Here is a 12,412-nt window from a genome sequence, read left to right as displayed (position 1 = left end):
TTTGGTCTTTTTAACTTTATTCGTATTTAAGTGCATCAATCGTATTGGAAACAGCTGCTTTATAGGAGCGGATGCTCACAGTTATTAAAGTTATTGTCATAGATATTACCATTGCCAAAATGAATGGCCAGATGCTGATATCAATACGATAAGCGAAGCCGGAAAGCCATTTGAAAACGAATAAATACGCCAGCGGCCAGGCTACGAGATTTGCGATAAAAACCATTATAAGGAATGACCCGTTTAACATTTTCACCAATTCTATGGTTGAGGCGCCTAAAACTTTTCTGATGGCCACTTCTTTGGTTCGTTGTGTTGCAACGAAAGAAATTAATCCAAATAAACCTATGAAAGAAATGAAGATGATAATGCCTGCAAATACCTTGAATAAAAACCCCGTTACTTTTTCGTTTTCATAGTAATTGTTTATCCGGTCATTAACAAAAAAGGAATAATAAACATGATCGGGAAAGGTGCTGTTCCATAATGATTCAATATTTTGCGTCGCAAGTTTAAGTTGCCTGGTATCCATTTTGATAGCGGCCCTGTAATACTGGTTTTTACCTGCAGCAATGGTGAGCCCTGAGATGCTTTCTTTTAATGACTTATCATTAAAATCTTTTACCACACCTACAATCGGGATATTCTGACCATTAGAGTTAATTAACTTGCCTATTGCATCCTGCGGATTTATAATATGCACTTTTTTAAGAAATGTTTCATTTACAACGTAACCGTTAGCCGTATCACTTTTTGAAAATACCTTTCCGGCTATAATTTTTAAGTTGAACAGTTTAAAGTAGTTTTCATCTGCCTTTATCCTTCGTACTTCAAAATCTTTATTTTTTATTCCGTTAAAAGTAAAATCAGAAGAGTTTACATTTTGCGATAAGGGTGGGTCCTGGCAAAAACTGATCATTTCGACACCCGGTAATTTTGAAGCTTGCTCTTTAAAAGTATTTTGTTTGGTTAAACTCAAACTATCTGTAGGTATACTAATCATGACGACTTCGCTGGAATTAAAACCAAGAGGTTTTTGTTGTATATAATCCATTTGCTTCATTACCACTATTGTAGCTATGATCAGTATAATAGAAATTGAAAACTGTACAATGACCAAAATTTTACGAAGACTCAATCCTCCGCTGTTTAATGCAGCCTTGTTTTTAATGGCTAATGCAGGTTGAAATCCCGACATAATCAGTGCCGGATAAAAACCTGCTAAAAAACCAACCAATACGACCAATACAACCATAAATAGAAATATGACCGGATGCTGGAATAATCCTATAGGGATACTTACTTTGAATAAATTTTGCAGATGAGGAATGCCCAGTTCTGCCAGTACACATGCTATCAACATTGCAATAAGGGTAACCATAAAGGTCTCCAGAAGAAATTGTAAAACCAGCTGCCTCCGCATACCGCCCATTACTTTTCTTACACCAACCTCTTTCGCCCGGTTAATGGCTTGTGCCGTACTTAAATTAATAAAGTTAATGCAAGCTGTAATAACCAGAAAAAGCCCAATGATCACCAAACCATAAATTTCTGTTCGGCCGATTGATGTATCGGAAAAATTATCATACAATTCACTAAAATGAATTTCTTTTAATGCCTGAAGCTTATTTTCCTGATTGCCTGCAATCTTTTTATCTGCATAATGCTTTTTGTTAAACTGATTCACAGCAACAGTCATATCTGCTGCTTTCAAACCTTTCTGAAGCAAAACATAGAACTCATTGCCAGAACTTACACAATCCCAGCAATTATCATCTTTATCCGGAAAACTTTGATAGGCAACTACAATTTTTAAAGGAAAACTGCTGTTTTTGGGCATATCTTTGAAAACGCCGCTTACTTTACAAATATTTTTAGTCCCAAGTAAAAGACTTTTGCCCATGGCATTCTGAGCGTTACCAAAATATTTTTTCGCGCTTGTTTCAGATAGCACAACAGTATTTGGTTGACCTAATGCCTGAGTTGGATGACCAAAAATCCAGTTAATACCAAAAATCTCAAAGAAGTCTGGCTCCGCATAATATACATCTTCATCGCTTTTTATGATATCTCTTCCTTTCCGATCCTGAACGCGGACAATACTACCTCTTCTTACGATTGCTGCTGTTTTTTCTAATCCTGGAATTTCATCTTTTGCCACTTTTACCACTGGTATGGGAACACCAGCAGAATAATCATCAAATGCCTCATATTTCCAATCGGTAACAAATCTGAAAATACGGTTTTCATTCTTAAAGTCTTCATCAAAACTTAATTGGTAACGGATAAATAAAAAAATAAGAATACAACTGGCCATCCCTATCGAAAGACCGATCACATTAATAAATGTATAGCCCTTATTCCTCCAGAGATTTCGCCAGGCGATTTTTAGGTTTAGTTTGAACATTTTTGTAGTATCAAGTATTTAGTATCAAGTATCAAGACACCAGCAATTCGCTTTAGTCTTTGGTCTTTAAGCTTTCATTCATATTTCAATGCATCAACCGCGTTGGCTTTTGCTACTTTGAAAGTTTGCAAACTCACGGTTAAAACAGCTATAAAAACAGAAGCTAAAACAGCGAGTATGAAAGGCCAAAGTGTTATTGCAGTTTTATAATCATATTTTTGCAGCCATTGGGTAACAATAATGTATGCGACAGGAATTGCAATCACATTCGAAATCATAACCAATTTCATAAAATCCCTATTGAGCAAAACCAGAATATCCGACAGGTTAGCACCCAAAACTTTGCGGATACTGATCTCCTTGCTTCTTTGCTCTGCCATGTAAAGCGCTAATCCTAATAAACCAAGGCAAGAGATGAAAATGGCAAAACCACCGAAAATATTCGAAAGTACGCTTAGTAATTTCTCTGTTCTTAATTTTTCGGCCATACCTTCTGCTACAAAACTAATTTGCGCAGGATACGCCGGATTAATCTGCTGACCGATATTTTTAATTGTCTCTATAGACTTATTCAGCGATTGATCGGGATTTAAACGGAGCATCAAAACACCACAATCTTTTATGTTATAGTAAAAAACGGTTGGCTCAACGGCCTTACCTAACTGTTCATTAAAGTAATCTTTTATTACACCAACAATTTTCAAATTTTGGTTATCTCCCCAGCTTATTATGGTTCCGACAGGGTTTTTAAAGTTCATCAGTTTTACGGCCGTTTCATTTAATAATACGGATGAGCTGGTATCAGCAGGAAAATTTTTAGAGAAATCTCTGCCAGCAATAATTTTAGCACCTACCGTATTTGTAAAATTAAATCCGACAGCTCTGCAGCTGATGATAGCATTATTTCCGGCAGGTTTGCCTGGCCAACTAATGTCTCCTGTGATAGAGCCGCCATTCGTAAATTTTTGGGCAAATTCTGATGCAGAAACAACAGCACCATCTTTTAATAATTGATTTTTGAACAATTCCAGCTTGGAAGGCTTTCCTAATTCACCCTCTAAATCTAATTGTACCATATTGTTTTGCTCAAAACCCAATGGCTTATCCTTCAGGTATTGAATTTGCCTGTACACCACAATTGCAGAAATAATCATGCAAATTGATAAACTAAATTGAAGTACAACCAATAAACAACGAATGCTCAAAGAACCTGAACTGCCTTTGAAACCTTTCAAAACCTTTACCGGAATAAAGGATGATAAATAAAATGCGGGATAACTACCTGCCAATAATCCTGTAATTACGGCCAAACCGATTAAAATGCTCCAAAACAGATATGAATGATAATCAATCTGGATTTTGATATCCAGCAAATTGTTAAAATATGGCAGAGAAATTTCCAACAATACGAAAGCAATCAGCATTGCAAAAATCGACAACAAAACTGATTCCAGTATAAACTGCCCCATTAATGCACTTCGGGCAGAGCCTAAAGCTTTACGAACGCCAACCTCACGGGCCCTTTTTTCTGATCTTGCGGTAGACAGGTTCATGTAATTAATACAGGCGATAAGCAGTACGCATAGACCAAGAAAAGCAAACAATTTTACCTGGTCTATATTGCCTCCAACTACAACCCCGTTTTTAAATTCATTGTATAAATGAATTTTGCTCATCGGGAAAAGGAAAGGTTCGTATACATACGGTTTTACTTCAGGCTTTTTAGTTACTAAGAATTTTTTTATTCTGGCATTTATATCGTCTGGAGAAACATTGTCTTTTAGTTCAAATATGGTGCTGCAGTCAATACTTCCCCAACTCATATTTGGAATATCGGGATTAATTTGTTCGAAGAAACTCCATGGTTGCAAAACTTCAAACTGAATACTTTGATTTTTCGGCAAATCTTCGATTACAGCAGAAACTTTTAGCGCTTTCAGGTTATCCCATTTAATACGCTGACCTATGGGATTTTGTGTGCCAAATAATTTTTTAGCTGTTGAGGCCGTTAAAATAATAGATCCCGGCTCATCCAAAGCAGAAGCAGCGTTGCCATAAATAAAATTGTAGCTTAATATTTTTATAAAAGATTTATCTACATAAATTGAGGTTAGCTTGAATTTATTTTCGTTGTAACTGAATAATTTAATGTTATTCTGCGAAATTCTTGCTGCATCTTTAATACCTGGAACTTCCTGAAGCATTGCGCCGGCTAATTTATATGGAACAGCGTCTGTTGTTGTCAATTCTCCGTTAATCTTCAGTTTTAATTTGGCAGAATAAATATTATCGAGGTTTTTATATTGCTTATCATAGCTCCACTCATAATTTACATACAACATTAACATTAAACAACAAGCCAGGCCAATTGCTAATCCACCAATATTAATCAGGCTAAAACCCTTGTTTTTCCAAAGATTTCGCAAGGCGATTTTAAAGTTTAATTTGAACATTTTTGTAGTTTTACGTGGTAAGTTTTAAGTTATAAGTTTTTCACTTACAACTTAAAACGTATAACTTATTACTTATTTTTATTCATATTTCAACGCATCAACCGGGTTCGATTTTGCAGTTTTATAAGCCTGAAAACTCACGGTAATTACAGCCATCGTTAAAGTTGCTATTGCTGCGATAGGAATTATCCACCAGCTTATTTCAGTACGAAACTCAAAGTTATCCAGCCATTTATTCATCACAAAATAACTTACCGGCACCGCAATAAAAATGGCAACTACAATCATTTTGATAAAAGAAAGCGACAGCAATTGCATTAAATCCGCAACCGATGCGCCTAGTACTTTTCGCACACCAAACTCCTTTGTTCTTTGCTCGGCACTGTAAGCAACCAAGCCGAATAAACCCAGGCATGACACGAAAATTGCCAGTCCGCCGAACAAGTTGGAGAGAATACCTAAGGTTTTTTCTGATTTGTATTTCTCCTGATATAAGGAGTTTATAAAAGTAATTTCCGTTGGATATGCCGGATTAAAAACCTTTGCAATTCTGCTGATGGTTTCAATATTACTTTGCAAACTGTTTGCGTTATTCAGTCGCATTGTAATGGTACCTGTTTGCTTTGGATTTAAAAATACAACCTGTGGGTTATTAGATTTATAAGGCGAATCCCAAACATAATCGTCAAAAACACCAATAATATAAGCATTTGTACCATACAGATTTACCCTTTTGCCAATAGGATTTTTATACCCAAATACTTTCACAGCCGAGGCACTCACCAGCAAGGCACTGGTATCTGATGCGAAGTTTTTAGAGAAATCCCGCCCCTCGAGTAATTTAATACCATTTGTTTTGATAAAATCATACGAAGTCGCCACCTGGTTAAACAAGATAGTATTTTCAGGCTTCGTCATGCCATCCCATGTAATATCCATAAAGTTGCGACCATGATGAGAAAGACTAACAGACGATTGATACATCGACTTTATCGCTCCGGATTTAAGCAGTTCGGATTTGAATAACTCGAATTTGGTTTTTAATTCTCCATCCTGAGGAATCTCCACCAAAGCATTCACATCGAAGCCAACCGGCTTGTTTTTGATGTATTGAATTTGGCGATAGATGACCAAAGTTGCGATAATCAGAATAATGGCGAAGCAAAACTGACCAACAACCAGCACTTGCCTTAAACTTATGCGTAGAAATCCTTTAGCCGAAATCTTTCTTTTTAATGTTTGAATTGGATTAAAAGCTGATAAATAAAACGCCGGGTAACTGCCGGCAATTAATCCGGTGACAATTACGATTCCCAGGATACCAACCCAACTTGCCGTATTGAAGTATGAAATCCCGAGATTTATATTGAGGAGCGAATTAAATGCGGGTAGACAAAGTTCTATCAATGCTATTGCTACGACAACAGCAACCAGAGTTAATACCATTGATTCGGTTAAAAACTGAAAAATTAATGAACTGCGATTAGCACCGATGGTTTTCTTGATGCCCACTTCTTTTGACCGTTTTTCTGATTTGGCCGTAGCCATGTTCATAAAATTAATGCAGGCGATTAGCAATATACCAAAGGCCAAACCAACAAAAAGCCAGATTTGCTCAATGTCGCCGCCTACACTTTTACCATTTTCGAATTTGCCAAATAAATGTAGTCTGCTCGCCTGGTATAAAAAATGTGGTTGCGACTGCAGGGTTTGAGGCGTAGCTGCCTTTACCAAATCCTTAACTTTACGGTTTACCAACTCAATATTGGCATCCGGATTAAGCGAAACCATGGTTACAAAACTATAATTCGTCCAGTTTAAATCCTTTGCACTGTCGTCAATAATCTCGTAAAATGACCAAGGCATTAAAAAGTCGAAACGGTTAGAACTATTTTCAGGTAAATCTTTAATTACACCGGTAATGGTCAGGTTTTCTTTATCCTGATAACGAACGGATTTATTCAGCACATCAGCAGTTCCAAATAAGGTTCTAGCTGTACTTTCAGTTAAAATAACCGAAAGTGGATTGTTTAATGCCGTTTTCGGGTCGCCTGCAATAAACTCATAATCGTACAGTTTAAGGATATCGGGTTCGGCAAACTTAGAATTTTTTTTATAGCTATTTTGTCCGTTTGCAATGAGGCTTTTTGTACCATAATCCATACGGGCAATGTATTTCGCCTCCGGTAAATTTTGTTTCAAGAGCGGGCCCAATGCTGTGGTAGAACCATTAAAAGTACCTGCGATTTTATTACCTTCTCCGGGAACATTCGTCATGGCTACATAAACATTTTTCCAGTTTTTGGCCTGTTTATCGAAATTCCACTCGTAAGAAACATATGATAGCAACATTAAGCAAGCAGCTAAGCCGATAGCTAAACCAATAACGTTAATGAAAGAGGAGGTTTTATTCTTCCAAAGGTTTCGCAAAGCGATTTTTAAGTTTAATTTGAACATTTTTGTAGTTTTACGTGGTAAGTTTTAAGTTATAAGTTTTTCACTTACGACTTAAAACGTATAACTTATCCCTTATTTTTATTCGTATTTCAACGCATCAACCGGATTAGCCCTCACAGCTTTTTTTGCCTGAATGCTTACCGTTATCACCGTTAATAAAATGGTAATGATTGCACTGCTAACAAAAGGAAGGACAGGTAAATCAATCCGGTAGGCAAAAGTTTCCAGCCATTTCTTAGTAAGGATGTAAGCGACCGGCCATGAAATTACGTTAGCTGCAAGCACCATGATAAAAAATGAACTGTTAATCAATTTGAAGATCTGAACATCACTTGCACCTAAAATTTTGCGAACAGCTATTTCTTTAATCCGACCGTTAGTAATGTATTTTGCAAAGGCAAACAAACCTAAAATAGCAATGAAAATGGTGAGCAATGCCGCTGCAAAAAACACGGATTGTAGCTGCTCTTGTTTTTTAAAAAGTTTGCCATAAAGTTCATCTAAAAACTCATACCTGAAATCTTCACCATCCTGAGGGTTAATTTGAGGCCATTGTGCTTTCAAAGCAGCCAAAGCATCAGACATTTTATTTTCCTCAATTTTTAGCATGATTTGCGTCTTATAATTGCCGCAAGGATTTTTAATTGCGTAAATGGTTGGCTGAACGGCACTTTCAAAGCCTTGAGCCTTAAAATCTTTAATTACACCAACAATTTTATAATCAATATTGCAACCTCTGATTGTTTTTCCAACGGGGTTTTTCATGCCATATTTCGCAACAGTTCGCTCATTTATTATAGCAGAATTCGCAGTATCTGTACTAAATGACTTTGAGAAAAAACGCCCCTCTTTTAACTTGATATCCAGCGTCTCGAAATAATCAAAATCTACATCTATAAAATCAAGGCTGGATTGCACGCCCTCGAAAGTATAACCATTAGCCCCACCTTCTGCACCATCAGGGATATCAGTGGTCACGGTTGCCGATTTTATTCCAGGAATTTTTAAGATTTTATCTCTAACAGGAGTGAATTTTTCAGGCTTATTAAACATACTGATGTTCTTGATGTACACGACCTGGTTTGCCGTAAAACCTAAATCCTCACTCCTCATGTATTTAAGCTGAGCGTTAATGATAAACAAGCCAATAATGAAAATTACGGCGATACTGAATTGAAAAACCAATAATCCATTCCGCAACCAGGAACTTTGTTTGCTGGTCGAAAAATTCCCTTTCAAAACCAACGCCGGTTTAAAACCGGATAGCACTAAAGCGGGATAAGTTCCGGCAATTAAGGTAATCAGACATAAAATTAAAGGCAATTGCCAGAACAGATCATTATTGGCATGCCATATTGTTAAATTAATTTGGAATAAGTTGTTAAAGTATGGCAATGCCGATTCAGCAAAAACCAATGCCATAATTGTTGCAAACAGGCACTGAATAAATATTTCAGTTAAAAATTGAGCAGTTAGCTGAAGGCGATAGGCGCCCATTACTTTTTTAATGCCTACCTCTTTCGCTCTTTTAGCGGCCTGAGCAATGCTGAGATTAGTGAAATTAATACAGGCAATCACTAAGATTAAAACACCAAGAACAGAAAGTGCAATTAAAATTTTATAAGGGGTATCATTTCCTGCTTTAGGCCTTAAATGTTGATGAGCCAAAGGATCCAAAAATATAGACACGCCCTTAATTTCTTCAATTGTCTTTACATCGGTTTCACCTTTTAATAGCTCAGCTCTGTATAAATTGGTTATTTTGTTTTGAAGATTTTCAACATCCGTTCCCGGTTTTACCTGAATAAAGGTATTATAATTATTATATCCATAGTTTTCTCCTTTTCCAATCTCGTTGCCTATGGATACCCCGTCGAAGCTAAAATTTGAATGCTCATTGTTAACAATAGCCCCGGCGATGGTTCCGGTTATTCCTGAACTGGAAGATCCGAAGCTCACCATTTCGGGTTTATTGTCTTTCTTACCAGGAAACAGTGTTTTAACGTTTTCAACATTCAGATAAGTTAATCTTTCTACATCACCCGATGGCTGGATCAAGCCACCTATTGGATTAATGTCCAGAATTTTGGCGGCATTGTAATCTGCCTGCAAAATGTTTTTCGTAAAAATGGCATTTTTGCCATTTTTAATAGCCAACTCCAATGAATGGTTTATCTTGGTGATCCCTGCATTTTCTACTTCAGGAAAATTTAACTTAATCGCTTTTACGAGCGGAGGAGAAGTGTAATTGGTTTTAAAATCAGGCTCAATTCTACCAACCACATAAATATTATTGTAGTTAGGATTTGTCTGATCGAAGCTGGTTTCATAGGTAAAGTACATGGCTACCAAAATAAAAGCAGCCAAAGCTATAGCTAAACCACCAACATTAATGGCAGTTATTCCCCGGTTTCTCCAAAGGTTTCGCAAGGCGATTTTCAAGTTTAATTTGAACATTTTTGTAGTTTTACGTGGTAAGTTTTAAGTTATAAGTTTTTTACTTACGACTTAAAACGTATAACTTATCACTTATTTTTATTCATATTTAAGCGCATCAACCGGGTTCGCTTTCGCTACCTTTACCGACTGAATGCTCACGGTTAAAACGGCAATTATAATAGAAATAGCGATCGCCAATGCAAAAGGCATAATAGATATGCTTATCCGGTATTCGAAAGATGAAAGCCATTTATTAATAATGATATAAGCCAGTGGAAAAGCAATGATGTTGGCTATCGCCACCAGTTTGATAAAATCTTTATTTAAAAGTGTAAGAATATTTTTCGTGCTCGCGCCCAAAACTTTACGGATGCTGATTTCTTTTTTACGTTGCTCGGCCATGAAAAGCGCTAATCCTAATAAGCCTAAGCAAGAGATGAATATCGCAAAACCGCCGAACCAGTTTGAAAGTGTGCCTAAAAGTTTTTCAGACTGAAATTTTTCTTCGAAAGATTCGCTGACAAATCTTCTATCCACAGGATAATCCGGATTTATAGCTTTTACGAGTGCATCTATTTGTACCAGTGAGGCACTGATGTTTTGCGCTTCATTTAGTCGAATTAAGATTACTCCTCCTTCGTCACTATATATTTTATTAAAAATCATTGGTGCTACTTTTTGGTATGGAGATTCTGCAACAAAATCTTTCATTACGCCTATAATAGTAGCCTTGGAATCACCATAATTAATTATTGTACCCACCGGATTTTTAAGTCCCATTATTTTAACAGCAGCTTCATTTATCAAAACCTTGTTAGAATCACCTGGAAATTCGACAGCAAATTCTCTTCCTTTAATCATTTCAGTACCCGTAGTTGCTATAAAATCGTAACCAATCCCCCTTTGGTTAAATAATACCTTTTCATTGGGGTTTTTGCCCTGCCAGCTGATATCTGAGGTATTATTTCCACCTTCATCAATATTCATACTCATCAAAGAAACGTGTTGGGCGGCACCGGATTTGATAAGCTGCGTTTTTAATAAGTCGATTTTTTTTGTACTCGTTAAAGCACCTGCAGCTGCCATTTGTATCAGATTACCCTGATTATAGCCTATTGGTTTGTTTTTAATGTAGTTTAATTGCTGATAGATAACTGCAGTGCAAACAATTAGACTTGCCGCGAATACGAACTGAGAAACAACCAATACTTTTCTAATCGACATAGCCGATCCTGTCTTGAGTCTAAAGCCTTTAAGCACTTTTACAGGTTCAAAAGATGACAGGTAAAATGCCGGATAACTGCCTGCAAGTAAGCCGGTAAATAAAATTAATCCGGTTAAAGTCGCCCAATTTCTCCAATCATGGTATTGAATAATCAGATTAATATTTAACAGCGTATTAAAGTACGGCAAACTAATCTCAACTAAAGTAAAAGCAACAACAGTTCCAATTAAAGAGAGTAAAATGCTTTCCAGAATAAACTGAGCTATCAATGATTTTCTGCTTGATCCAATTGCTTTGCGAACACCAACTTCTTTTGCTCTTTTCTCTGATCGGGCGGTAGAAAGATTCATAAAGTTTACACAAGCAATAAGGAGGATACAAATTGCCAGCATAAAGAAAATCTTCAGTTGGTCTATTTTTCCACCAATAGTTACCCCATTTTCGAATTCATTATACAAATGCCATTTTGATAAGGGATGCAAAAACAATTCGTTGGTATTTGATTCATTATCATGGGTTTTATAAATATCTTTAACTTTAGCATTTACTCCATCCAATAAACTAGTATTTTGAAGTTGTACCAGGGTTAAACAGAAATTACTCCCCCATCCCTGCTTAGCTATCCATTCGTGTGTTTTTTCATTTAATTTCCAGGGCATTAAATAATCGAATTTGATACTGCTATTTGCTGGTATATCAGCAATTACCGCTTCAACTTTTAACCCCTCTTTATTATCCAGCTTCACTATTTTACCTAAAGGATTTTCGCCTGCAAATAATTTTTCTGCTAATGATTGAGTTAAAATAACGCTATTAATATCCTTAAGTGGCGTTACCGCATTACCACTTAGAAATTTATAATCCAGTATATCAAGAAAAGATGGGTCAGCAAACAAACCTCTGTTTTTAATTTTTTTATCATTATAGCTAATTAGTTGCTCAAATGGATAAGAAGATCTCGCAGCATTTACAATACCGGCATATTTCTCTTTTAGCTCCGGGGCTAATAAACCAGGTGTCCAGGCCCAACTGTGCACTTTACCATTGGCTGTCATATTGGTATGGGCAATATAAGTTGTATTGTAATTCTTAAACTGCCTATCAAACCCAAACTCGTATGACACATACAATAATAGCAGCATACAACTGGCTAAACCTATAGCCAAGCCACCAATATTTATTAAGGAGAAGCCCTTGTGCTTCCAAAGGTTTCGCAAGGCGATTTTCAAGTTTAATTTGAACATTTTTGTAGTTTTACGTGGTAAGTTTTAAGTTATAAGTTTTTCACTTACGACTTAAAACGTATAACTTATCACTTATTTTTATTCATATTTAAGCGCATCAACCGGGTTCGCTTTCGCTACCTTCACCGACTGAATGCTCACGGTTAAAACAGCAATTAAAACAGATATTGTAATGGCAAGTGCAAAT

5 protein-coding genes are annotated in these 12,412 nt (G+C 36.4%); all 5 read right to left on the bottom strand.

Going from position 1 to position 12,412, the window contains the following annotated elements; translation table 11 throughout:
• Positions 1-16 precede the first annotated feature (16 nt).
• The 5 genes from CBW18_RS17900 to CBW18_RS17880 all read right to left on the bottom strand — a co-directional run bounded on the left by CBW18_RS17900 (position 17) and on the right by CBW18_RS17880 (position 12,225).
• Positions 17-2,407: an ABC transporter permease gene (locus CBW18_RS17900; protein WP_088302758.1), complete on the bottom strand. Its 2,391-nt coding sequence runs from the start codon at positions 2,405-2,407 to the stop codon at positions 17-19.
• Between the two features lie 74 nt (positions 2,408-2,481).
• Complete coding sequence (locus tag CBW18_RS17895) at positions 2,482-4,860, bottom strand: ABC transporter permease (RefSeq protein ID WP_088302757.1); 2,379 nt, start codon at positions 4,858-4,860, stop codon at positions 2,482-2,484.
• Positions 4,861-4,938: 78 nt separating this feature from the next.
• Positions 4,939-7,317 carry an ABC transporter permease gene (locus tag CBW18_RS17890; protein ID WP_088302755.1) on the bottom strand — a complete coding sequence of 793 codons (2,379 nt, stop codon included), beginning with the start codon at positions 7,315-7,317 and terminating at the stop codon, positions 4,939-4,941.
• A 78-nt stretch (positions 7,318-7,395) separates the two neighbouring features.
• The gene (locus CBW18_RS17885; RefSeq protein WP_088302754.1) at positions 7,396-9,774 is read right to left on the bottom strand and encodes an ABC transporter permease; all 2,379 of its coding nucleotides are present in this window, start codon (positions 9,772-9,774) and stop codon (positions 7,396-7,398) included.
• Between the two features lie 78 nt (positions 9,775-9,852).
• Positions 9,853-12,225, bottom strand: a complete 2,373-nt coding sequence (locus CBW18_RS17880; protein WP_088302752.1) for an ABC transporter permease — start codon at positions 12,223-12,225, stop codon at positions 9,853-9,855.
• Between the last annotated feature and the right edge of the window lie 187 nt (positions 12,226-12,412).

The organism is Pedobacter sp. AJM, assembly GCF_002197755.1.
Lineage (GTDB): Bacteria > Bacteroidota > Bacteroidia > Sphingobacteriales > Sphingobacteriaceae > Pedobacter.
Note: the sequence above shows the minus strand (reverse complement) of the source record. Positions and strands in the feature narration are given on the sequence as shown.

Excerpts from the sequence above, each read along its gene's own strand:
- CBW18_RS17900 (WP_088302758.1), bottom strand. The coding sequence starts at position 2,407 with ATGTTCAAACTAAACCTAAAAATCGCCTGGCGAAATCTCTGGAGGAAT.
- CBW18_RS17895 (WP_088302757.1), bottom strand. The coding sequence starts at position 4,860 with ATGTTCAAATTAAACTTTAAAATCGCCTTGCGAAATCTTTGGAAAAAC.
- CBW18_RS17890 (WP_088302755.1), bottom strand. The coding sequence starts at position 7,317 with ATGTTCAAATTAAACTTAAAAATCGCTTTGCGAAACCTTTGGAAGAAT.
- CBW18_RS17885 (WP_088302754.1), bottom strand. The coding sequence starts at position 9,774 with ATGTTCAAATTAAACTTGAAAATCGCCTTGCGAAACCTTTGGAGAAAC.
- CBW18_RS17880 (WP_088302752.1), bottom strand. The coding sequence starts at position 12,225 with ATGTTCAAATTAAACTTGAAAATCGCCTTGCGAAACCTTTGGAAGCAC.